We start from the raw sequence: 22411 nt of genomic DNA, 5'->3' as shown, positions 1-22411 counted from the left end.
CGTCCCGCCGTGCCCTCGGGGGGAGGGAAGGAAACCCGAACCGATGCCCGTACCCGTACCGCAGCAACGTGCCGTTCCCGCTGCGGAGACCACCCACGGCGCCGACCTCACCCTCCTGGTGATCGAGGACGACCCGACGGGCACCATCGCCGTACCCGAACTGTCGGCCGCCGCCGGGACCCGGGTCCGTATCCGTACCGCCCGCAATCTCACCGAGGCGGGCCGGCTCCTCACCGACGACGTCGACTGCATCCTGCTGGACCTGGCCCTGCCGCCGGGCGCCGAACCGCGGCCCACGACCACCGGGACGGCGCCGGAAACCCTCTCCGGGCGGGCGGACGAGCTGGCCGCCCTCACCCATGTCCTGCGGATCGCGCCCCGGCACGCCGTCCTCGTGCTCACGGCGGAGGACGACGCGGAGCTGGCAGCGGAGGCAGTACGGGTCGGGGCCCAGGACTACCTCTTCCGGGGCGAGCTCGACGCACGGCTGCTGAGCCGCGCCATCCGGTACGCCGTGGAGCGCAAGCGCGCGGACATCGCCCAGCACCAGCTGACCGAGTCCCGGCTCCGCGCCCAGGAGAACGCCCGGCTGGAACGCGGGCTGCTGCCCACCCCCCTCCTGGACGGCTCCGACCTGAGCTTCGCCGCCCGTTACCGCCCCGGCCGCAGCCGCGCCCTGCTCGGCGGGGACTTCTACGACACGGTCCGTACCCCCGACGGCACGGTCCACGCGATGATCGGCGACGTCTGCGGTCACGGCCCGGACGAGGCGGCGCTCGGCGTCGAACTGCGCATCGCCTGGCGGGCGTTGACACTGGCCGGACTCTGCGGGGACCAACTGCTCTCCACGCTCCAGCAGGTCCTGGAGCACGAACGGGAGAGCGAGGAGATCTTCGCGACGCTCTGCACCGTCGACATCGCCCCCGACGGCCGCCGCGCCGGACTCTGCCTGGCGGGCCACCCCGCACCGCTGATCGCCCGCCGAGGACAGTCGGCGCAGCTGCTCCCGTACGAGGACGGCGGACCGGCCCTGGGCCTGCTGCCGCGGGCCCGGTGGCCGCGGCGCCAGGTCGAACTGGGCGGCTCCTGGAGCCTGATGATGTACACGGACGGGCTGATCGAGGGCCGGATCGGACCGACGGGCACCCAGCGCCTCGGCCAGGACGGCATGGTCGCGATGATCAACGCCCAGCTGGACCGGGGACTCGCCGGCGAGGAGCTGCTGGAGACGGCGGTCACCCACGTGCGGGAGCTGAACGGCGGCGAGCTGACCGACGACGTGGCGGTCCTGCTGCTCGACCGCGACCAGGAGCGGATACGCCGACGGGGCGGGAGCGCACCGCGCTCCCGCCCCGTACCGGCGCCGGCCCGGACGGCGAACGCTCAGCGCCCGCCGTTGTAGGGCCCGTACGGCCCGTCACTGCTGGACCCGCCGCCGCGACGGCCACTGCCACCGCCCGAGACCGCCTTGATCGCGGGCCGTACGTCCACCATGAAGACGATCGACGCGACCACGCCCGCGAGCTGGAGGAACAGCATCGGCACGAAGAGGTTCACGACCACGGCGATGCCGAGAATAATCAGCCAGAACGACTTCTTCTGCTTGTCCGCCGCACGGTAGGCGTCCTCGCGGGCCGTCGCCGCGAAGAACAGGGCGATCACGGCCAGCACCAGCATGGCCAGATAGAGCAGCCCGACGAGTGTGCCGAAACCTGTGAGCAACATGGTGTCTACCGCCTAGTGAGTGGAGGGGCGCCCTGCGGCCAAGCTACCGGGAGAACGAACCGGCCACCGGTAAAGGTGCCCGGCCCGCGCCCCGGCCACTCGGCCGACAGCGCCGGAACCGCCCGGGTTCACTTTCCGGCGGGCGGGGTGGTCTTCTTCGCCGCGGGCTTGCGCGGGGCGGGCGCCTTCTTGACGGGCGCGGCCTTGGCCTGAGCCGCTGCGGGCTTGGCGGGAGCGGGCTTGGGCTGAGCGGCTACGGGCTTCGCGGGAGCGGGCTCGGCGGCGGGCTTCGCCGGAGCGGCGGTCCCGGCACGGGCGGCCTTCGGCTCGCTCTTCGCGGCGGGCGCGGGCTTCGCCTTGGGCTCGGCCTCCACCACGGCGGCGATCTCGACGATCTCGTCGGCCGTCCCGCCACGCCAGGTCCGCACGCTCTGCTCGCCGCGCTCGGCGACCTTCTCGTACGTCTCACGGGCCCTGACCGCGTACTCGGCGGCCACGCCCAGGCTGCGCAGAGCCAGGTCCTGAGCGTTCTCGCCCAGCTTCTTCAGATCGGTGTCGAACGACCCGAACACCTCGGTGACCTTCGCCTGCACGGTGGCCTGGGCCTCCTTGGCCTGCGTGGTCACCTTCTCCTGCACGGCCTTGGGGTCGGTGTTGCGTACGGCCTCGATGCGCTCGGGCGCCTCGGCCCGCAGCTGCTCGATCAGCGCCGGGACCTTGCGCGCCTGCTGCACGGCCAGATCGGCCGTACCCGCGGCGAAGTAGAGGGGGGTGGGGTCGGTGAGGGTCTTGCGCAGGTCATCGGTGATGGCCATGACTTGTGGTCCTCCCGGATCATCAGAACTAGCTGTGAGGGTGTGTGACTGTGTCGGAACCGGCATCGGGCTCGGGCTCGAACCCGTTCTCCTTGCGGAAGGAGTCGTAGATCTGGAGCAGCACGTTCTTCTGCCGCTCGTTGATCGACGGATCGGCCAGGATGACCGCCCGCGTCTCCAGCTCCTCCCGCTCCCGCTCGTCGAGAATCCCGGCCCGCACGTACAGCGTCTCGGCCGAGATCCTCAATGCCTTGGCGACCTGCTGCAGAACCTCCGCACTGGGCTTGCGCAGGCCGCGCTCGATCTGGCTGAGGTAGGGATTGGACACCCCGGCGGCATCGGCGAGCTGCCGCAGCGAGAGCTGCGCCGCGCGTCGCTGCTCGCGCAGGTACTCACCGAGATTGCCGACGTTGAGTGATGCCATGACCCGATAGTGCAACACCTTTGCTAACTATTGCAAGCAGGCGCTTGCAAAAGTGTTGCTCGCCACTCGTACGGCAGAAGGCGCCAGGACCGCCCCGGCCACCGGTGGGCACGGTCGCCCGCCCCGGCGGAGCGAGGTGCCGTTCGCGGCGCGGGCCTCGGTCCGCTAGGAGCGGGCCGGCCGGTCCAGCGAGTACACCGTGACCGGGTTGCCCTTCAGGATGTCCTCGCGGAGGGGGGAGAACCCGAGCCTGTCGGCGACCCGCACCGAAGGCGTGTTGCCGGGGCGGATCATGGCGGTGAAGCGGTCCACGTCCAAGGTCGCGAACCCCCATTCCAGGCAGGCCCGAGCGGCCTCGGTCGCATAGCCGTGGCCCCATGATTCGGCCCTCAGCGTCCAGCCGAGTTCGACCTCGTCGAAGGCTTCCCAGTAGTTCAGCCCACAGCGCCCGATGAACTCACCGCTGGACTTCAACTCGACAGCGCACAGCCCATGACCACGCTCGGCCCATTGGCGCTCGATGGACACCAGCCGTTCCGACGCCTGCTCATGGGAGTAGGCGCCGACGAACCGGTTCACACGCGCGTCCGCGTGGAGCGCGACGAACGCGTGGACGTCCTCGACCCGCAGGGGGCGCAGCAAGAGCCGTTCGGTCTCGATCATATGACCGAGCCTATCGACGTCCGGAGACCTCGGGCCACGGTGCCCGGGGTCGGAAGCAGGCGCTTGTCCCTCGGCCTCAAGCAGGGCACTTGAGCTGGGGTCGGTGCGATCCCACGCCATTTTCCGGAACCGAATCGCTGAGACAGAACCCGGACATGCACAGGATCATTTGAGGATCGGCCCGGCCCTAATGTCATCGGTGTCAGCAGGAAACACCGCACACGACAGCCGCTGGAGATCATGATGCGCTCGCGTCTCGCCGCCCGTTCCGCCCGTCTCGTCCTCGCCGCCGCGGCCGTGACAGCCCTCGCTGCCACCACCACCGCCTGCAACCCCGAGGACATCACGAACGCCGGTAGCTCCGCGGCCCCCGCCGCCGCGTCCGCCGGCACCGGCGGGAACAACGGCTCCTCCGGCGACAGCCCCTCCACCACCGGCGGCTCCGGTTCCAAGGTCTCCGGGTCCGGCGGCTCCGGTAACAGCGGTTCCGCCACCGGCGGTTCCACCGAGCAGGTCAGCGCGTCCGACAGCGGCGAGAAGAGCGGTTACGGGCAGTCCTGCGGCACCAACGACCTGGACCTCACGGTCACTTGGGAAGCCCAGCCGATCAGCCACTACCTCGTCACCGCCAAGGCCAAGTCCGGCATCACCTGCTACCTGGACGTCAACACCCCCAGCGTCTCCTTCGGCTCCGGGGCCGACGGCGTCGCCTCCCCCGTCGGACAGGGCGGCGAAGACCCCATCAAGCTCTCCGGCTCCGCCGTCGCGTACGCCGGCATCAACCCCAAGACCACGGACGGCGAGGGCGGCACGGAGTTCGACTTCGTCATCGTCTCCACCACCGAGGAAGACCCCAACCCCGCCGAGCTCGAACTCCCCGACATGGCCACCGTGGACAAGCCCATCGTCACCAACTGGTCCACCAAGCGCAACGAGGCCGTCCCGTACAACGTCTGACGCCTCCCCGCCACGCGGCTCGGCCCGCCCACTCGGCTCCACGCTCGTCCCGGACCCCGCCGTGTCCTCCCGGCAGTGGTCCCGGACTGCTGCGGAGGCCCGGTCGCCGAAGCCGGTTCACCTCCCGAGGGAGCGGACACCCGTGACGGTCAGGCAGGGTTCGCGCTGCGGAACGCGCGCCGGTAGCTGTCGGGCGGCACCCCGACGATCCGTTTGAACTGGCGCCGGAGTGTCGTGGCCGTGCCCATACCGGTGGCGAGGGCAACCGCCTCGACGCTCTCGTCGGTGGCCTCCAGCAGTTCCTGGGCGCGGCGTACACGCTGGGTCAGGAGCCACTGGAGCGGCGTCTGCCCGGTCACCGACCGGAACTGCCGGCCGAGATGGCGCGGGCTCGTGTTCGCCCGCCGCGCCAGGTCGGTCACCGTCAGCGGCTGGTCCAGCCGCTGCTGGACCCAGGCGAGCAGCTGGGCGAGTACGTGGTCGCCCGTCACCTGCACGGGCGTGGACACGAACTGGGCCTGGCCGCCGGGCCGATGCGGCGGCATCACCAGACGGCGGGCCACGGAGTTGGCGATGGCGGCGCCGTGGTCGAGGTGGATCAGGTGGAGGCAGAGGTCCACGGCGGCGGCCTTGCCCGCGGCCGTGAGCACGCTGCCGTTGTCGGTGTACAGCACGTCCGGGTCGACCTCCGCCCGCGGATGACGTGCGCTCAGCTCCGCGGCATGGGCCCAGTGGGTGGTGGCCCGTCGGCCGTCCAGCAGACCCGCGGCGCCGAGCACGAACGCCCCGGTGCAGAGCGAGGCGACCCTGGCACCCCTGTCGTGGGCCGCCCGCACGGCCTCGATCAGCTCCGCCGGCGGCGGCTCGTCGATGTCGGCGCACGCGGGCACGATCACGGTGTCGGCAACTGCCAGACGTTCCAGCCCGTCGTCGGGCTCGACCATGAACGGGCCGACCCGCACCGGTCCGGGCCCGCAGAGCAGTACGTCGTACCAGCCGTCCGTGGCTTCACGCGGGGGATTGCCGAAGATCTCGTAGGCCACTGCCAGTTCGAAGTGCAGCAGATGACCGGCGGTCAGCAGCGCGACAGTTGGCATGTCCGAAAGTGTACGCATGATGTCGTTCCTGACCATCACCGCTGGGTACCGCCTACGACAAGACTGACCCCATCAGCACATCGAGACGGGGGAACGATGCGTACGACAGCGGCAGTGGTGGTCTACGGGGCGACGGGGCACACGGGGCGGTTCATCGTCGCCGAACTGCGAAGGCGTGGCTTCGCCGTCATCATCTCCGGCCGTGACGCTGCCCAGTTGGAGGCGCGGGCGGCCGAGTGGCCGGGCGTGGACGTGCGGCCCGCGACCGTGGACGACGCGAGCTCCCTGGACCGGGCCCTCGCGGGTGCGGCGGCCGTCGTCAACTGCGCCGGACCGTTCGCGGTGACGGGCGGCCCGGTCGTCGAGGCGGCCCTGCGCGCGGGAATCCCGTACGTCGATGTCGCGGCGGAGATCGAGGCCAACGCGGCGATGTTCGCCGACTACGCGGAAGCGGCCCGTAGGGCGGGCGTACCCGTGGTGCCGGCCATGGCCTTCTACGGCGGGCTGGGCGACCTGTTGGTGACCGCGGCGATGGGCGGGTGGACCGCGGCGGACGAGGTGCAGATCGCGTACGGACTGAGCGGCTGGCACCCCACCGCGGGCACCCGGACGGCCGGGCAGGTGTCCCACGAGCGCCGGGCGGGCCGTCGGGTGCGGTTCACGGACGGCGCGCTGCGGTACCACGACGACAAGGCTTCGGAACAGGACTGGCTCTTCCCGGAGCCGCTCGGCCGACGCACGGTGATCTCGGAGTTCACCATGGCCGATGTCGTCACCGTCCCCAGCCACCTGGCCGTGCCGGAGGTCCGCACCCACATGGCCGTCGAAGCCGCGCGGGACCTGGCCGGGGAGGACACACCGGCACCGGAGGCAGTCGACGCCCTGGGGCGGTCCGACCAGACCTTCGTCGTCGACGTCCTGGTCCGCGCGGGTGGTGTCGAGCGACGCGCCACGGCCCGTGGCCAGGACATCTACGCGGTCACCGCCCCACTCGTGGTGGAGGCCGTCCGGCGCATCCTGGCCGGGCGCACGCGGACGACGGGCGTGGCCTCGGCCGGTGCGATGTTCGACGCGCCGGACTTCCTCCGGGCGCTGGCCCCGCATCTGTCGGTCGGGCTTCCGCACTGACCGGCCGGGCGTCAGGGGCGGGTCGCCCCGGCCTCCGGGCGCCCGTGCGAGCCGGCGGCGACCGCCGTCACGGCCGCCAGCGCCAGGCACAGCGGCGAGTAGGCGAGCCGGTCCAAGCGGCGGAAGCGGGCCGAGGACGATCCCGGGGACAGCAGGTCGGTCCGGCCCGAGAGCCCTGCCGCGCCACGCAGACCGAGTACGCCCGCGACCCCGGCCGCGCCGAGGCGGGACAGTGCCGGGCGGCTCCGGGGCCGGCCCGCGACCAGGAGCGCGGCGGCCCCCAGCGCACCCGCGACCGCGAAACACGCCCCCGGGCCGGGCGGGTTCGGACGGCCGACCACCGCGTCCGCGAACGCCTCACGGTCGGGCAGCGGCCACGACGAACCCACACCCCAGGCGACGTGCAGACAGGCGAGAGCGGTCAGCGTCGTGGCGGACATCCGGGTGGCAGCGCGCTCGACAGTCATGGCCCTCAAGCTACGCGTGCGCCCTCTCCCGGCGTGCGGCGGTCGCGGCTCGATCGAGCAGGACGGTGGCGGTGGCGGTGGCGGTGGCGGTGGCGGTGGCGGTGAGGAGGCTGCCGGAGTCGGCGGTGAACCGGAGATCGCGCCCATGCCGAGGATCGGCGGGGTCGCCACGAGCCCCACCAGGAACGGGAACAGGAACAGGACACCGGTCACTGTCGTACCCGGCTGTCAGAGTGCTGCCATGAACGAGGAGAGCTTCGAGGACTTCTGGTCGCTGATCGAGGATTCCCGGCAGCGGGCCGACACCCGTGACGCACGCACGGACCTGCTGCGCGAGCGGCTCGCGCAGCGGTCGGCGCAGGACGTCGTGCGGTTCCAGATCGACCTGCACCGCGTGCGGCAACGGGTCGACACCTGGAACATGTGGGCGGTCGCCGAGCAGATACACGGCGGCTGGTGCTCCGACGACAGCTTCTGGTACTTCCAGTTCTGGGTGGTGGGGCTCGGCCGCGAGGGCTACGAGAGGGTGCTGGCCGATCCGGACGCGCTGGCGGACGAACCGGAACTGAAGCGGCTGACCGGCCGGCCCATGAGCGACTGGGAGGACGACGAGTGGCCCGACTGGGAGAGCCTGGACTACGTCGCGGCCGAGGCGTTCGAGAAGTTGACGGGCGAGGAGGAAGGTCTTGAGGAGGCGCTGGACGCCGAGGGCATCGCACTCCCCTGCAACCCCGAGCCGAGCGGCGAGGAGTGGGACGTACGGGACCCGGCGGAAGCGGCCCGTCGGCTGCCCCGCCTGAGCAGCATGTTCCCGCTGCCGGAGCGCGACGCCGGGTGACATCGGGTCGGGCCTTTGGCTGACATCGGGTCGAGCCGGGTGACGTCGGTCAGGTCGGACGGCGTCGGCCGTCGTCGGCTGGCTTCCGGTCAGGTCGCCTTCTCCGGTACGTGGTCGGCGACGGCGGCACCCTCCCGGTCCGGGCGCCCGGCCGTGCGGGCGCCCGGCCGTCCGTCCGCACGGTCGTCGCGGCCTGCCTCGTCGCGGCGTACCTCGTCCAGGTATTCGGCCACGGCGTCCCTGTTGCGGGCGAGACACGCGATGCGTTCGGTCATGCGGTCGAGCTCATGCTCCAGCGTGGCCAGCATCTCCGGCGTCGCGTCGGGGAAGTGGATGATCCGGGGCTTGTTCAGGCACGGCAGGATCTGTTTGATGATCCGGGTGGGCAGCCCCGCGTCGAGCAGTCCCCTGATCTGCTGCACCCGGTCCACGAAGAACTCGTCGTAGTCGCGGTAGCCGTTCGGGGAACGGTCGGAGACGATCAGGCCCTGCTCCTCGTAGTAACGCAGCAGCCGCCTGGACGTGCCGGTGCGCTCCGCCAGCTCTCCGATACGCATGTGTCCCACCTCACATCGCGTCACATTGACCTTCACATCAGTGTGAAGGTTCGAGCATACGCAGCATGACGAGCCGGAACACCACCCGAATCCCTGCCGGTACAGCCGCCGGTCCCGCTGCCGATGCCGCCCGTGACGCCGTTCACGGCGGCGAGACCGGTGAGGCCGGTGAGGCCGCCGAGGCCGGTACCGCCGGGAAGCGCGCCCTCCCCCTGTCCGCACTACTGGCGCTGGCCACGGCCGTGTTCATCACCAGCCTGACCGAGACCCTGCCCGCGGGGCTGCTGCCCGCCATGAGCGCCGACCTCGGCGTCGGCGAGTCCACGATGGGCCAGACCGTGACCGTCTACGCGATCGGGACCGCGCTCACGGCGATCCCGCTGACCGCCGCCACGGCGGGATGGCGGCGCAAGCGGCTGCTGCTCGCCGCGATGGCGGGGTTCGCCGTCGCCAACACGGTCACCGCGCTCTCCGGCAGTTACCCCCTCACCATGGCGGCCCGGTTCGCCGCCGGGGTGGCCGCGGGCCTCGCCTGGGCACTGCTGGCCGGGTACGCCCGCCGTATGGTGCCCGCGCGTCTGCGCGGCAGGGCCGTCGCGATCGCCATGGCCGGGATTCCGGTCGCCCTGTCGCTGGGCGTACCCGCCGGGACCTTCCTCGGCACCGTACTCAGCTGGCGGGTGGCCTTCCTCGCCATGAGCGTGCTGACCGTGGTGCTGCTCGCCTGGATCGCCGTGTCCGCCCCGGATCTGCCCGGCAGGCCCGGCAACGGACGGGCGCCGGTCCTGCACGCGCTCCGCGTTCCGGGCGTGACACCGGTCCTGTTCGTCACCTTGATGTTCGTCCTCGCCCACACCGTCCTCTACACGTACATCGCCTCGTACCTCGACCGCCTCGGCATGGGCGGCTCCACCGATCTCGTCCTCCTGGTCTTCGGCGCCGCCTCGCTGGTGAGCATCTGGGTCGTGGGGGCCACGATCGGCCGACGGCTGCGGGCACTCACCGTCGCGGGGGCCCTCCTGGTCGCCGTGGCGGCCGCCGCCCTGGCCCTGCCGGCCGGCAGTCCGGCGCTGGTCTATGCCGCCGTAACCCTGTGGGGACTCGGCTGGGGCGGCGCCCCCACCCTTCTCCAGACCGCCGCGGGTGACGCGGGAGGCGACGCGGCGGACGCCGCACAGGCCATGCTCGTCACCCTGTGGAACGTGGCGATGGCGGGCGGCGGGGTCGCCGGCGGCCTCCTGCTCGGGCTCCTCGGGCCGGCCTCGCTGGCCTGGAGCGCTCTCGCCCTCATGCTTCCGGTGCTGATCGTGGTGATCGCCGCTCGCATCCACGGCTTTCCCGCCGTACGCGGCCACGCACCGCGCGGATGACGGCCTCGGGGAACATCGGTACAGCGGTTGGCGCTGAGAACGATCATGGTCAGGGTGTGAGCGCGCTGACCCGGTTCTCGCACTCGCGGCGGGCCTTGCGCTGGGCCGGGACGGGGAGTCGGCGGTCGGCGCGCGCACGGGCGGAGCGTCTGTGCGCGCATGCTCCGCCGACGCCACGGCCCTGCGCCCCACCGGCAGGAGCCCTCCCCCCACTCCCCTCCCCGCACGCGCCCCTCGGAAAAGCCCAGCAGCGGCCCGGAGGGGCGGGCGTCCAGCCGGTGCGCCGCGGTCGACGGACTGCCCGGCACCGGCCCCTGGGTCACTCGGCCGGTGCGCGGGCCGAAGGGCCCGGTCGCTCAGGTTCTGCCGGGTTTGCCCGTCGAGACCAGCAGGAGGACGGACGAGCCCGGTGCCACCGGTTCTGCGCCGCCCCGGGGGTCACTGCTGATCACCTGCCCGGCGGGAGCGTTCCAGTCCGTGTGCCGCATGATCGTGCAGCTCAGTCCGAGTCCGCGCAGCAGGCTTCCGGCCTGTTCGACCGGCATGCCGGCCAGGTCCGGCAGCGCGATGCCCCCTCCCGCGGTCTGCTCCCGCTCCTGTGTCGGAGTCGCATCGGCGCTTCCGCTCTTGGGGGTGCCGGTGGCGAGCGGGGTGCACGCCCCGTTCGCCGGTGAAGACAGGGACGGGGAGGCGCCGGGCGCGGGCGGCACGGGCTTCAGCGCGAAGAACCCCACCGTGGCGCACGCCAGCACGCAGCACGCCGCAGCGGTGCCGAGGAGCGCCCGGCGGGTGCGGCTGCGGCTGACGACTCGCTCGATCGCGGCCGCATCGACGACCGGCGCCGTCGGCCCGTCGGCGAAGGAGGCCACCGCGGCACGCAGCTCGGCTTCGAGGCCCGGCTCGAACGGGGCGGGTCCTGACGACGTGTTCCTCACTTCGTACCTCCGAAAGCGGCCGACGGGGTGTGCGGCGCCTGGGCGCCCGATACGGAATCGCGCAGCTTGGCCAGGCCGCGGGCGAGCTGGGACCTCACCGCACTCGAAGAGATGTCCAGGATGCCGGCGACCTGCCGGGCGTCCAGATCGTGCAGGTAGTACAGGACCACCACGCTGCGCATGCCCATCGGCAGCCCGAGCAGTGCCTCGATCAGTTCCGCGCGCAGATCCACCTGCCCGAACCGGTCCCGGGGGTCGGCCGTCTCGGGCACCCCCGACAGCCCGGGGCGCTCGCCCAGGCGCGACAGCCGCCGCCAGCGGTCGTTGGCCAGGTTGACCAGCACTTTGCGCACGTACGCCTCCGGCGAGTCCGCCACCGCGACCTTCCGCCAGTGTCGGCACGCCCGCTCCAGCGCCTCCTGCACCAGATCCTCGGCCACGTGCACGTCACCGGTCAGCGCATACGCGGTGCGGAACAACGCTCCCGACCGCTGTGCGACGAACTCCGTGAATCCGATGCCCGGACCGCTCCTGCGAAACCTCACCCGCCGACCTCCTCTCCTCGTCCCGTCCCGATCACTGCCCCCATGACGGCGGAACGGGGCCGGGTGCTGCACCGAGCCGCCGGCAGTGACGTGAATCACAGCCGCGGAAGGATGTCCCAGGACCTCGCGCCGCTGCCGCCCGGGGTGCGGGCGGGGCCCGGCGAAGCGGAGGGCCGCCGGGCGGGCGGCCCGCACCGGCCAGGACTCTCTTCCCGGCGCTCGCCGCGTCCAGGGCCTTCGACTCGCCCAGCAGCGCGAGGAACGGGCGCACCGTGGCGTACCGGTTCGCGAGCACGGCCCGCATGGCGACCTCGGCCGAGTTCTCGTCCTCGGGCACCAGGGTCACCACGGTGGCCGCCGCGCTCATCACGGCGGCGCGCGGGGCCACTTCCCCCACGGCTGCCCACAGCGCGGCCACGTCCACTCCACCGGCACGAGCGGACCGTAGCCAGCCCTGGCACCCGCCCGGCGATCTCTCCGCGAACCTCAGCGGAGCCACCGGCCGGTGTGCTAGCCGACCATGATCAATCTCAGCGCCAACCGCTGTACCGATGTTCCCCGAGGCCGGATGAGCGCTCCCCGGCGCCGTCTCGGGCCTCGACCCCCGACACCCGACCCCGGCGCCGTCCCCGACCAAGGGAACATCCCCTTCTGGACGATCCGCCACGGACCGAATTGTTACGCTGGCAGGCATGACCGCCATGACACCCGCACGCACCGCACCCGACCTTTCCTTCCTCCTGGACCACACCAGCCACGTACTGCGGACCCAGATGTCGGCGGCGCTCGGCGAGATCGGCCTCACGGCCCGTATGCACTGCGTACTGGTCCACGCCCTGGAGGAGGAGCGCACCCAGATCCAGCTCGCCGAGATCGGCGACATGGACAAGACCACGATGGTGGTGACGGTGGACGCCCTGGAGAGCGCCGGTCTCGCCGAACGGCGTCCCTCCAGCCGGGACCGGAGGGCCAGGATCATCGCGGTCACCGAGGAGGGCGCCCGGCTCGCCGAGAAGAGTCAGGCGATCGTCGACCGGGTTCACCGGGAAGCGCTGGCCGCGCTCGCCGCCACCGATCGCGAGGTCCTGCTCCGGGCCCTGAACGCACTGGCCGACGACCACTTGGCCACGCCCGCGGAGAACCCCCGGCCGGTACGAAGGGCACGCCAGAACAAGAAGTAGGGAGCGGCCTCCGGGGGAACACCCGAAAGAAGAACCGAAAGAAATAGTCCGCAACAAAACCATCTGCTACGGTCAAACCTGTCGCCTCAACCGACAGGAGAAGACCGATGTCCGCCGTCGTCACGCGCCCCGCCTCCGCTCCTCCCCTCCCCGCACCGCCCTCCGCCGCCGCCGCCACCGACGCCCCGCCTGAACCCCCCGCACCCTCCGCCCCGCCCACGCCACGCGTCCGCAAGCTCGCCCTCGGGGTGATCGCCACGGGGATGCTGATGATCGTCCTCGACGGTTCGATCGTGACCGTGGCGATGCCGGCCATCCAGAGCGACCTGGGGTTCACCCCCGCCGGACTGAGCTGGGTGGTCAACGCGTATCTAATCGCGTTCGGCAGCCTGTTGCTGCTCGCCGGGCGGCTCGGCGACCTGATCGGGCGCAAGCGCGTGTTCGTGGCCGGGACAGCCGTGTTCACCGCGTCCTCGCTGCTGGCCGGCGCGGCCGCGAGCCCGGCGGTACTGATAGCCGCCCGGTTCCTCCAGGGCATCGGCAGCGCGATGGCCTCCGCGGTCGGCCTGGGCATCCTCATCACACTGTTCACCGAACCCCGGGAACGGGCCAGGGCCATCGCCGTGTTCTCGTTCACCGGTGCGGCCGGGGCTTCGATCGGGCAGGTGCTCGGCGGCGTCCTCACCGATGCCCTCGACTGGCACTGGATCTTCTTCATCAACCTGCCGATCGGGCCGGCCGCCCTCGTGATCGCGCTCCGCGTCCTGCCCGCCGACCGCGGCTCCGGGCTCGCCGCCGGGGTGGACCTGATCGGCGCCCTGCTCGTCACCGCCGGACTGATGCTGGGCATCCACGCCGTCGTCAGGGCCGGGGAGTACGGGTGGACCTCGGCGCCCACGCTCGGCGAGGGCGCGCTCGCCCTGGCCCTGCTCGCGGGGTTCGTCGTCCGCCAGGCCACCGCCCGGACGCCGCTCATGCCGCTGCGCATCCTCCGGTCGCGCAGCGTCTCCGGTGCCAACCTGGTCCAAGTGCTCATGGTGGCGGCCCTGTTCGCGTTCCAGATCCTCGTCGCCCTCCACCTCCAGAAGGTGCTGGGATACGGGGCCGCCGAGACCGGGCTCGCGATGCTCCCTGCCGCCGTCGCGATCGGAGCCGTATCGCTGGGCGCCTCGGCCCGGCTCAACGCCCGGTTCGGTGAACGCACCGTACTGCTGGCCGGTATTGCCCTGCTGATCGGTGCCCTCGGTCTCCTCGCGCGGGTGCCGGTGCGAGCGGACTACGTCACCGATCTGCTCCCCGTGATGCTGCTGGCGGCGGGCTTCGGGCTCGCCCTCCCGGCACTGACCGCGCTCGGCATGTCAGGGGCGCGGGACGACGACGCGGGCCTCGCCTCGGGGCTCTTCAACACCACCCAGCAGATCGGCATGGCGCTCGGTGTCGCGGTCCTGTCCACGCTCGCGGCGGGCCGGACCGACAGCCTTCTCGGCGAAGGCCACCGCCCGGCCGAGGCGCTGACCGGCGGCTACCACCTGGCGTTCACGGTCGGTACGGGGCTCCTGGTCACGGCGTTCGCGGTCGCGTTCGTCATGCTGCGGCACACCCCGAAGGCGGTTGCCGCGAAGGCGGACACGGAAGCGGACACGAAAGCGAAGGCAGCCGCCGGGGCCGCGCCCGCGACCGGGAACGCGACCACGACCGGGGCACAGGCTCCGGCCCAGGACGAGGCGGCACCGCAGGGCAGGCCCGCCCCGCGCGTCCTCACCGACAGCGAACTCTCCCGGCTGTTGGGCGAGCAGCAGTTCGGAGTCCTCGCGGGCGTCCGGTCCACCGGACACCCGCACCTGTCCACCGTCCTCTACCGCTGGGACGCCGGCGAACGCGTCCTGCGCGTCTCCACGACCGCCGACCGCCTCAAGGCACGCCGGCTGCGCCGGAATCCACGCGCCGCGCTCCATGTCCAGGGTCCCGACGTCTGGTCCTTCGCCGTGGCCGAAGGAGAGGCGGAGGTGTCGGGAGCGACCACGATGCCCGGTGACGCGGTCGGCCGCGAACTGCTCTCCCTGACCCCGGGTTTCGAGGACCGGGCGGAGGAGGCGGCCTTCCTCGAACAGGTGGTGGAGGAGCGTCGCGTGGTGATCCGGATCAAGGTCTCCCGGCTGTACGGGACGGCCCTGGACATTCCGGCCCAGGACGGAGAACCGGACCGGCGTCATGGGCCGGGGCCTGACCCGGACCTCGGCCCGGAACCTGGCCGGCAGCTCGACGGAATCGTCCCCGGATGAAAATCTGACCTGCCGGACGGACCGGACCGGAGCGACGTGGCCGCCGGACCTGCCGGACCCGACGGACCTGCTGGAACCCTGGACGCGGACCCGAAGCGCCGGACGGAGATCTGAAGTGAGCGCGAAGTACGTCCTCCTCGATGTCGACGGCACCCTGATCGACGCCCTCGACAACCAGCGCCGGATCTGGGGCACCTGGGCCCGGCGGTACGGGCTCGACCCCGACACGGTGTACCGCACGGCCCTGCGTACCCGGCCCATGGAGACCTTCGCCGAGGTCGCGCCGGACCGGGACCCGCACGCCTGCCTGGACCTGCTGCACTCCCTGGAGGACGACGACGTACGCGACGGTGCGTACAGCGCCTTCGACGGCGCCGCGGACCTCCTGGCCGCCCTGCCTGCCGGGTCCTGGGCCCTGGTGACCTCCAACTACGAGCACCGGGTGCGCGGCCGGTTCACCCGTACGGGGCTGCCGCTGCCCGAGGTGATCGTGGACGCGGCCTCGGTCGAGGAGGGCAAGCCGTCCCCCGTGCCGTACCTGCTGGCGGCGAAGCGGCTGGGCGCCGACCCGGCGGACTGTCTGGTGATCGAGGACGCCCCGTCCGGGGTGCGGGCGGGGCTGGCGGCCGGGATGACCGTATGGTCGGTGAACTCGCCTGTCACCCAAGGCACTTCGACCGGAGCGCACCGCCACTTCACCACGCTGCGCGACGCGGTCGGCGACATCCGCGCCTTCCGGTCCGGCCGACGCCCCTTCGACGCGGTGCTCTGCGATCTTGACAACGTGATCCGGTTCTACGACACGGCGCGGCTGGCGGAGCTGGAGCGGGCATCGGGCCTTCCGGAGGGCACGACCATGGAGGTGGCCTTCGCCCCCGAGGTCGATCTCCCCCTCCTCCTCGGCCGGATCACCACGGACGAGTGGGTGGAAGCCATCGCCCACGGACTGACGGACCGGGGAACGGATCGGGGGACGGGCGCGGCAGAGGGTCCGGCGGACGGCCGGGTGACGGGCGAGCGGGCCCGCGAGCTGGGCCGGGCGCTCGCACGGGCCCCGTTCCGGGCGGACACCGAGGTGGTGGCGCTGCTGAGGCGGGCCAGGGCCCACGTCCCACTGGTGCTCGTCACCAACGCCTCGTCCCAACTGGACCAGGACCTCGCCTCGTTGGGGTTGTCAGATCTGGCGGACCAGGTGGTGAGCAGCGCCGTGGAGGGCGTGGCCAAGCCGGACCGGGCGATCTACGAGATCGCCGCCGCGCGGGCTGGCGTACCGAAGGAGCGCTGCCTGTTCGTGGACGACCGGCGCGAGAACGTCGAGGCGGCCGTCGCCCTGGGCATGACCGGCGCGCTCTTTCACGAACCGGCCGATCTGGAACGTGCGCTGAGGCCCGTCCTGACGGGCGGGGCGGGGCGGGGCGGGGCAGGGCGGGAAGCATGAGCCCCGAGGTGCTGTCCGGCTGACCTACCGAGGTGCCGACCCGCTGACCCGACCTGCTGACCCGCTGACCCGCCGACCCGCTGACCCGCTGACCCGCTGACCCGCTGACCCGCTGACCGACAGGGTTGACCACCCGCCCGGCGAACAGGTCCGCCCCGCCCCTACCGCCCCTGCTCCAGCCCCGCCCGCAGCTGTGCGAACGCCAGATCGGCCGCCCGTACCGCCCCCGCGTACACCTGCCCCGCGCTCTCCCCCGCGTCGATCCGCCGCCAGTTCGCCTCGGCCAGGATGCGCAGTACGGCGATGATCTGCCCGGCGGCGAGCCGCTCGGCGACCCCGTCCCCGCCCAGGGCATGGGCGAGCGCCGCCTCGGAGCGGCCCTGGTACGCGTACAGGCGGGCCACCAGTGCCGGCGTCCCGTACAGCAGCCGGTGGAAGGCGAGCACTTCCGGGGCGTCGCAGAGCCCCGTCACCGGGTCCCGCTCCTCCAGCCCGGCCAGGAAGTGGCGGCGCAGCGCGATCAGCGGTGTCTCCTCGGGCGCCCGCCCCGCGACCACCCTGGCCGCCTCGTCCTCGTGGTCGGCGAACCGGTGCAGCGCCAGGTCCTCCTTGGTGGGGAAGTACCGGAAGAGCGTCGGCTTGGAGATGTCGGCCGCCGCCGCCACTTCCGCCACCGAGACCTTGTCGAAGCCCCGCTCCAGGAACATCGCGATCGCGGCGTCGGAGACCGCCTGATAGGTCAGCTGCTTCTTGCGCTCCCGCAGACCGACCGGCACATGCGCCGACGCCCCGGTTCCGGCCTTCTCTCCACTCATGACGGCAAAGCCTACGCCCTTTACCTCAAGCGGACTTGATGTAGCGGACGACTGCCTGCGGCCCCCGCCCCACCTGTCCACCGCGCCCTCCCCCCTCGCACCCGCCCCTACCGCCCCCGCTCCCGGACGAGCGCCTCGATCCCGTCCAGCAGCCTGGCGAGGCCGAAGGTGAACTCGTAGTCGGGTTCGTCCGGCTCGCTCATCACGCCGGTTTTCAGCAGCCGGGAGAGCGCCGGATGCCGTACGGGATCGACGAGCCGCTTCACGGTGCGCTCGTACCCGGCCATGACCTCCTCGGGCGGCACGCCGCGCGCCTCGACGGCGGCGGCGATCTCGCTCATCAACAGCGCCTCGTTCCGCACGAATCCGGCGATGAGGAGGATCACCGAGATCTTGTCGCCCTCGGGCAGGCCGCTGCTCTCCAGCGCCTGGAGCCCCTGCTCCCACCAGGCGACCGAGTGCGGGCTCGCGGGCGGGCCCGCGATCGGGATGCGCAGCATCCACAGGTTCCGGTGGAACATCGCGCGCTGCGCCCAGGCCCACTCGGAGATCGCCTCGCGCCAGCCCGCCCCGGCCTCCAGGGCGGGCAGCGGCGAGGGCGGGCCCATGGCCGCCTCCTGCATGAGGAGGAACAGCTCGTCCTTGGCGGAGACGTACCGGTAGAGCGACATCGTCGACGCGCCGAGATCCTTGGCCACGCGCCCCATCGACACGGCGGCGATCCCCTCGGACGCCGCCACCGCGACCGCCGCCGCCACGATCCGCTCCAGGCTCAGGCCCGGTTTCGGGCCCTTGACCGGGCGCTCGCGCAGTCCCCACGCGGCCTCGATGCTGGCCGGCAGGTCGCCCGCTCCGGGCGCGTCACTCTTCTCCGCCACCGAATCCCCTTTTCCCGTTTTCCCGATTCCCGGCCCCGGCCCCGATCCCCCGCTTGACCACCATCCTAGTTTTGCGTAATGCTTACACAGTAACGCGTATGGCATACGCAGAAGGGGGATCGATCGTGATCATCGAGAGCGACAGAAGCCGACGGAGCGACGCACGGGCCACGGGCCGGTACGCCATCGAGGCCCACGGCCTCACCAAGTCCTACGGAAAACCGGCGGTACGGGTGCTGGACGGCATCGACCTCGGCGTCGAGCGTTCCACCGTGTTCGCCCTGCTCGGCCCCAACGGCGCGGGCAAGACCACCGCCGTACGCATCCTCGCCACGCTCACCGCGGCGGACTCCGGCACCGCACGCGTGGCCGGGTACGACATCGTCGCCGAGCGCGACCGGGTACGCCGCTCCATCAGCCTGACCGGGCAGTTCGCCGCCGTCGACGAGACACAGACCGGCGAGGAGAACCTGCGCATGATGGCCCGGCTGACCGGCCTCTCCCGCAGCGCCGCCCGGCGCCGGGCCGAGGAACTCCTCATCCGCTTCGACCTGACCGACGCGGCCCGCCGTCAGGCGCGTACGTACTCCGGGGGCATGCGCCGCCGGCTCGACCTGGCGGCCGGCCTCGTCGGATCGCCCGAGCCCGGCGTCTTCTTCCTCGACGAGCCGACGACCGGCCTGGACCCGCGCAGCCGCCAGCAGCTCTGGCAGGTCGTCCGCGGGCTCGCCGAACGCGGCGCGACGGTCCTGCTCACCACCCAGTACCTGGAGGAGGCCGACCAGCTCGCGGACCGGATCGCCGTCCTGAACAAGGGCCGGATCGTCGCCGAGGGCACCGCCGACAGCCTCAAGACACGCATCGCCGGGCACCGCCTCGATCTCGTCCTCACCAGCCGGGAGGCGTATCTCCGGCTGGCCGGACGCGCCGTCCACCACTCCCCCGAGACGCTCACCCTCGGCCTGCCCACGGACGGCACGGCGGCCCATGTCCGCGCCCTGCTGGACGAGATCGACCCCGCCCGCACCGAAGTGGCCCGCCTCACCGTGCACACCGCCACCCTCGACGATGTCTTCCTGGCCCTCACCACGGAGGTACCGGCCCATGTCTGACGCATCCGGAGCCCTCGGCCACGCGGCGGTCATGACCGGCCGCAGCCTGCGCATCAGCCGCCGCAACATCGACGCGGTCATCACCTCGATGATGCTCCCGATCATGCTGATGCTGATCTTCGTCTACTTCTTCGGCGGCGCGATCGACACCGGCACGCGGTACGACTCGTACGTCATGTACGTCGTCCCCGGAGTGCTGCTCCTGTGCGCCGGATTCGGCTCCGCCACGACCGCCGTGGCCGTCAGCGAGGACATGAAGGGCGGCATCATCGACCGCTTCCGCTCGCTGGACGTGGGCGGTACGTCGGTGCTGGCCGGCCATGTGGTGGCGAGCACCGTACGCAACCTCGTCTCCACGACACTGGTCTTCGGCGTGGCCGTGCTGATCGGCTTCCGCCCGGCGGCCACCGTCGGCGGCTGGCTCGCCGTGGCCGCCGTGCTCCTGGCCTACATCGTGGCGCTGTCCTGGATCTCGGCGGCGATCGGCCTGCTCGCCCGGACCCCGGAGGCGGCGGGCGGATTCACGTTCTTCATGTCGTTCCTGCCGTACCCGAGCAGCGCGTTCGTCCCGATCGACTCGATGCCCGGCTGGCTGCACGGCTTCGCCGACCACCAGCCGATCACCCCGGCCATCGAGTCCCTGCGCGGGCTCCTGCTGAACCAGCCGGTGGGCAACACCCCCTGGATCGCGCTGACCTGGGCGGCGGGCATCCTGCTGGTGGCGGTGGCGCTCTCGGGGGTGCTGTTCAGGGCCCGGACCCGGTAGGGCACCGGCACGGTACCGGACCCCGACAGGACACCGGCACCGTACGCACGGCCCCGGGCAGGACACCGGCACCGCACGCACGGACCCCGACAGGACACCGGCACCGCACGCTCACCGCCGCGTGCCCGCACCGCGTCTCAGAACACGTCCGGGCACCAGGGGCGCCGCCCCGTCCGCAGTGCCAGTTCCGCCGAGTCCGCGGCGCCCGGCCGGTTCTCCTCGACCCGGCCCAGGTCCACCAGCCGCCGCACCGACTCGTCACCCAGGTACAGCGCACCCAGCTCCCGCACGTCCAGGGTCAGATCGGCGCTCCTCGTGGTCGGGGCACAGCTCGCCCCGGACGGTGAGACGTCCAGCCGGAAACGGCCGCCCGCCAGGCCCGCGGAGTCGTGGATCTCCAGCACCAGATCGGCCTCGGCGGCGTACGTACGGGCCTCCATCGCCCGGGTGACGTCCAGGACACGCACCCACAGCCAGTCCGCCAGGGTGACGATGCGGGCGGCGCGGGGGTCCGGGAGGAGCAGGGGCAGCAGATCGTCGGGGGCCCGGTAGCCGGAACGGACCGTGGTGATCCAGTCGATCGAGCAGACGAAGTGCCACAGCGCCCGTTCCGCCGCCGGGGTCACCCCGATCAACTGCCGCACGGTCGCCTTGTTCAACGGCTGCTTGCCGTCGCCCCAGTTGTCGTCGGTGGAGTAGACGACGAGGCCGTCGACCTCACCGTCGGCGGCACGGTGGACCGCGTAGAACGGCTCGGTCCAGCCCTCGTGCGCGGGGACGTCCACGCCGGTGCCGCGCTCCCACCAGCGCTCGTCCCGGCTGATGACACCGGGCCGTCGGGCGGCGAGGCGGGCGTGGAGTCCGGGGCCCAGCTTCCGTATCTCCGCCCCGTCGGCCATCTCGATCCTGCCGCCGCCGTCCGCCGCGGACGGGCCCGCCCAACGGGGGTCGAGACCGGCCCTCGGGACGTCGATATCCCACTCCGCGGTCCAGGTGGCCGGGCCGAACCCGTACCGGCCGTAGATCGGGTACTCGGCGGCGATCAGCGTGGCGACGGCCTCGCCGCGTTCCTTCGCCGCCGCCAGGTCCGCCGCCATCATCCGGCTCAGCAGTCCGCGGCGGCGATGGGTGGGCGTCACCGTCACCCCGCTGATCGCGTCGGCCCGCACCGTCGCACCGCCGACGACGGTCAGTTCCTGGGCGAACGAGCGGAACGTCGCCACGCACCGCCCGCCATCGAACGCCCCCCGCACGCGCGAGAGGTCGGTGTGGGCCAGCCGCCCCGCGATCTCCTCCTCCGACGGCTTCGCGGCGCGGAGGAAGCCGGTGCCCACGGCACGCATCCAGTCGGGATATTCGGTGGCGGTAACGGTACGGACCTCAGGGCTCATGCCCCCACGCTAGGCATACGGCCGTCAGAATGTCGTGCGGATTTCGCCGACCTCCGCCGCCCCGCCCAGCAGCGGCGCCCGGCCGATCCGGGACACCACCGGGGCGTCCACGCCGAGCAGTTCGAGCGTGCGGGCCAGCACCGGGCCGAGTGCCCGCCCCGAGCCGTCGTCGATCTTGAAGGCCAGCGCCCGGCCGTCCGCCAGCGCCACCGCCTGCACCGCCTCCGCCCCCATCTTCGAGAGCGTCCCCGGCACCTCCCGCATCAGCCAGGTGTCGGGACGCCGGGTACCGGCGACGTACTCGGGGTGCGCGCGCATCGCGTCCGCGACCCGGCGCTCCGCCGTCCCCGGCTCCGCCAGCACGAACGACCGGAACGCCCTCGCCAGCCCGACCAGGCCGATCGCCATCAGAGGGGCCCCGCAGCCGTCCGTGCCGACCGCCGCGACCGGCTCGCCCGCCGCCTCCTCGACCACCTGGTGCACCAGACGCTGGAGCGGGTGCGCGGGATCGAGGTAGGTCGCGGTGTCCCAGCCGTTGCGTACGCAGACCGCCAGCATCGCCGCGTGCTTGCCGGAGCAGTTCATCGTGATCCGCTCCCGGACGTGCCCGGCGGCGAGATACGCCTCCGCCTCCACCGGGTCCAGCGGAAGATCGGGCGGGGTCCGGAGGTCATCGGTGCTCAGCCCGTGCTCGGCCAGCATCGTCCGGGCGAGATCGAGGTGGAACCGCTCCCCCGAGTGGCTCGCGGCGGCCAGTGCCAGCCGCTCCCCGGACAGTTCGAGCCCGGCCCGCAGGATCGCGGCGGCCTGCATCGGCTTGTTGGACGAGCGCGGGAAGACCGGCGCCGCCGGATCGCCGAGCGTCCACTCCACGCTGCCGTCGGCGGCCAGCACGACCAGCGAGCCCCGGTGATGGCCCTCGGTGAACCCGGACCGTACGACCTCGGCCAGTACGGGCGGGGCGGGGGCTATGGCGGGGGCTATGTCGGAGGTGGCGCCGATCGACGTCATGGTGGCCTTCCGGGGA

General features: G+C 72.3%; 22 protein-coding genes and 4 pseudogenes. 12 read left to right on the top strand and 14 right to left on the bottom strand.

The genetic code is table 11. The annotated features are described in order from the left end of the window. The first annotated feature begins 43 nt into the window (after window positions 1–43). Entirely contained in the window at window positions 44–1402 is a 1359-nt protein-coding gene (locus OG251_RS21965) for a PP2C family protein-serine/threonine phosphatase (RefSeq protein ID WP_326678772.1), read from the top strand. Here OG251_RS21965 and OG251_RS21960 read toward each other — a convergent pair. The 4 genes and pseudogenes from OG251_RS21960 to OG251_RS21945 all read right to left on the bottom strand — a co-directional run bounded on the left by OG251_RS21960 (window position 1384) and on the right by OG251_RS21945 (window position 3627). After that, window positions 1384–1725, bottom strand: a complete 342-nt coding sequence (locus OG251_RS21960; RefSeq protein ID WP_326678771.1) for a DUF2516 family protein — start codon at window positions 1723–1725, stop codon at window positions 1384–1386. The two genes, OG251_RS21965 and OG251_RS21960, sit on opposite strands and share 19 nt — an antisense overlap. 128 nt (window positions 1726–1853) lie before the next feature. After that, the gene (locus tag OG251_RS21955; RefSeq protein WP_326678770.1) at window positions 1854–2540 is read right to left on the bottom strand and encodes a hypothetical protein; all 687 of its coding nucleotides are present in this window, start codon (window positions 2538–2540) and stop codon (window positions 1854–1856) included. A gap of 52 nt (window positions 2541–2592) precedes the next feature. Beyond that, a pseudogene (locus OG251_RS21950) lies at window positions 2593–2964 on the bottom strand (helix-turn-helix domain-containing protein); the annotation flags it as partial. Window positions 2965–3129: 165 nt separating this feature from the next. Continuing rightward, window positions 3130–3627, bottom strand: a complete 498-nt coding sequence (locus tag OG251_RS21945; protein ID WP_326678769.1) for a GNAT family N-acetyltransferase — start codon at window positions 3625–3627, stop codon at window positions 3130–3132. 243 nt (window positions 3628–3870) lie between these two features. On the opposite strand from OG251_RS21945, the gene OG251_RS21940 reads away from it, so the two are divergent. Next, entirely contained in the window at window positions 3871–4584 is a 714-nt protein-coding gene (locus OG251_RS21940; protein ID WP_326681352.1) for a hypothetical protein, read from the top strand. Window positions 4585–4733: 149 nt separating this feature from the next. On the opposite strand, the gene OG251_RS21935 is transcribed toward OG251_RS21940, so the two are convergent. After that, on the bottom strand, window positions 4734–5681 hold the full coding sequence (locus OG251_RS21935) for a helix-turn-helix domain-containing protein (protein WP_326678768.1): 948 nt from the start codon (window positions 5679–5681) through the stop codon (window positions 4734–4736). Window positions 5682–5777: 96 nt separating this feature from the next. Here OG251_RS21935 and OG251_RS21930 point away from each other — a divergent pair, with 96 nt between their 5' ends. Continuing rightward, entirely contained in the window at window positions 5778–6809 is a 1032-nt protein-coding gene (locus OG251_RS21930; RefSeq protein WP_326678767.1) for a saccharopine dehydrogenase family protein, read from the top strand. Between the two features lie 11 nt (window positions 6810–6820). Here the strand turns inward: OG251_RS21930 and OG251_RS21925 are convergent, their stop codons facing one another. Continuing rightward, the gene (locus tag OG251_RS21925; protein ID WP_326678766.1) at window positions 6821–7276 is read right to left on the bottom strand and encodes a DUF3995 domain-containing protein; all 456 of its coding nucleotides are present in this window, start codon (window positions 7274–7276) and stop codon (window positions 6821–6823) included. Window positions 7277–7517: 241 nt separating this feature from the next. Between OG251_RS21925 and OG251_RS21920 the strand changes: the two genes are divergently transcribed. Further along, on the top strand, window positions 7518–8114 hold the full coding sequence (locus OG251_RS21920) for a DUF4240 domain-containing protein (RefSeq protein WP_326678765.1): 597 nt from the start codon (window positions 7518–7520) through the stop codon (window positions 8112–8114). 89 nt (window positions 8115–8203) lie between these two features. Here the strand turns inward: OG251_RS21920 and OG251_RS21915 are convergent, their stop codons facing one another. Next, window positions 8204–8671, bottom strand: coding sequence for a MerR family transcriptional regulator (locus tag OG251_RS21915; protein WP_326678764.1), 468 nt, complete (start codon window positions 8669–8671; stop codon window positions 8204–8206). A 65-nt stretch (window positions 8672–8736) separates the two neighbouring features. On the opposite strand from OG251_RS21915, the gene OG251_RS21910 reads away from it, so the two are divergent. Further along, window positions 8737–10041, top strand: a complete 1305-nt coding sequence (locus OG251_RS21910; RefSeq protein ID WP_326678763.1) for an MFS transporter — start codon at window positions 8737–8739, stop codon at window positions 10039–10041. Window positions 10042–10397: 356 nt separating this feature from the next. Here the strand turns inward: OG251_RS21910 and OG251_RS21905 are convergent, their stop codons facing one another. From OG251_RS21905 to OG251_RS21895, 3 genes and pseudogenes are all read right to left on the bottom strand, one after another. Beyond that, the gene (locus OG251_RS21905; RefSeq protein WP_326678762.1) at window positions 10398–10976 is read right to left on the bottom strand and encodes a PASTA domain-containing protein; all 579 of its coding nucleotides are present in this window, start codon (window positions 10974–10976) and stop codon (window positions 10398–10400) included. Next, window positions 10973–11455 (bottom strand): SigE family RNA polymerase sigma factor, encoded by a 483-nt coding sequence (locus OG251_RS21900; RefSeq protein ID WP_442818428.1) that lies wholly within the window; start codon window positions 11453–11455, stop codon window positions 10973–10975. Before OG251_RS21900 ends, OG251_RS21905 begins: the two co-directional genes overlap by 4 nt. Before the next feature lie 184 nt (window positions 11456–11639). Further along, window positions 11640–11945, bottom strand: a pseudogene (locus OG251_RS21895) (hypothetical protein); the annotation flags it as partial. A 268-nt stretch (window positions 11946–12213) separates the two neighbouring features. On the opposite strand from OG251_RS21895, the gene OG251_RS21890 reads away from it, so the two are divergent. The 5 genes and pseudogenes from OG251_RS21890 (at window position 12214) to OG251_RS21870 (ending at window position 16422) form a co-directional block, all read left to right on the top strand. After that, window positions 12214–12702 (top strand): MarR family winged helix-turn-helix transcriptional regulator, encoded by a 489-nt coding sequence (locus OG251_RS21890; protein ID WP_326678760.1) that lies wholly within the window; start codon window positions 12214–12216, stop codon window positions 12700–12702. 263 nt (window positions 12703–12965) lie between these two features. Next, a pseudogene (locus tag OG251_RS21885) lies at window positions 12966–14321 on the top strand (MFS transporter); the annotation flags it as partial. Between the two features lie 165 nt (window positions 14322–14486). After that, window positions 14487–14984 carry a TIGR03618 family F420-dependent PPOX class oxidoreductase gene (locus OG251_RS21880; protein WP_442818427.1) on the top strand — a complete coding sequence of 166 codons (498 nt, stop codon included), beginning with the start codon at window positions 14487–14489 and terminating at the stop codon, window positions 14982–14984. 115 nt (window positions 14985–15099) lie between these two features. Beyond that, window positions 15100–15729, top strand: a pseudogene (locus tag OG251_RS21875) (HAD family hydrolase); the annotation flags it as partial. An 18-nt stretch (window positions 15730–15747) separates the two neighbouring features. After that, window positions 15748–16422 carry an HAD family hydrolase gene (locus tag OG251_RS21870; RefSeq protein ID WP_326681349.1) on the top strand — a complete coding sequence of 225 codons (675 nt, stop codon included), beginning with the start codon at window positions 15748–15750 and terminating at the stop codon, window positions 16420–16422. A 161-nt stretch (window positions 16423–16583) separates the two neighbouring features. Here the strand turns inward: OG251_RS21870 and OG251_RS21865 are convergent, their stop codons facing one another. Together OG251_RS21865 and OG251_RS21860 are read right to left on the bottom strand one after the other, a co-directional pair. Then, a complete protein-coding gene (locus OG251_RS21865) occupies window positions 16584–17237 on the bottom strand; it encodes a TetR/AcrR family transcriptional regulator (protein ID WP_326678759.1) in 654 nt (217 codons plus the stop codon). A 107-nt stretch (window positions 17238–17344) separates the two neighbouring features. After that, a complete protein-coding gene (locus tag OG251_RS21860) occupies window positions 17345–18115 on the bottom strand; it encodes a TetR/AcrR family transcriptional regulator C-terminal domain-containing protein (protein ID WP_326678758.1) in 771 nt (256 codons plus the stop codon). A gap of 98 nt (window positions 18116–18213) precedes the next feature. Here OG251_RS21860 and OG251_RS21855 point away from each other — a divergent pair, with 98 nt between their 5' ends. Further along, on the top strand, window positions 18214–19227 hold the full coding sequence (locus OG251_RS21855) for an ATP-binding cassette domain-containing protein (protein ID WP_326678757.1): 1014 nt from the start codon (window positions 18214–18216) through the stop codon (window positions 19225–19227). Then, window positions 19220–19993, top strand: coding sequence for an ABC transporter permease (locus OG251_RS21850; RefSeq protein ID WP_326678756.1), 774 nt, complete (start codon window positions 19220–19222; stop codon window positions 19991–19993). The genes OG251_RS21855 and OG251_RS21850 overlap by 8 nt, the downstream gene beginning before the upstream one ends. Window positions 19994–20130: 137 nt before the next feature. On the opposite strand, the gene OG251_RS21845 is transcribed toward OG251_RS21850, so the two are convergent. Next, window positions 20131–21384, bottom strand: coding sequence for a GNAT family N-acetyltransferase (locus tag OG251_RS21845; RefSeq protein WP_326678755.1), 1254 nt, complete (start codon window positions 21382–21384; stop codon window positions 20131–20133). Between the two features lie 24 nt (window positions 21385–21408). Further along, the gene (locus tag OG251_RS21840) at window positions 21409–22395 is read right to left on the bottom strand and encodes an asparaginase (RefSeq protein WP_326678754.1); all 987 of its coding nucleotides are present in this window, start codon (window positions 22393–22395) and stop codon (window positions 21409–21411) included. Between the last annotated feature and the right edge of the window lie 16 nt (window positions 22396–22411).

It is taken from the genome of Streptomyces sp. NBC_01237 (genome assembly GCF_035917275.1).
Taxonomy (GTDB): Bacteria; Actinomycetota; Actinomycetes; order Streptomycetales; family Streptomycetaceae; genus Streptomyces.
The sequence above is the reverse complement of the archived record's forward strand: the minus strand, read 5'-3'. Positions and strand labels throughout refer to the sequence as shown.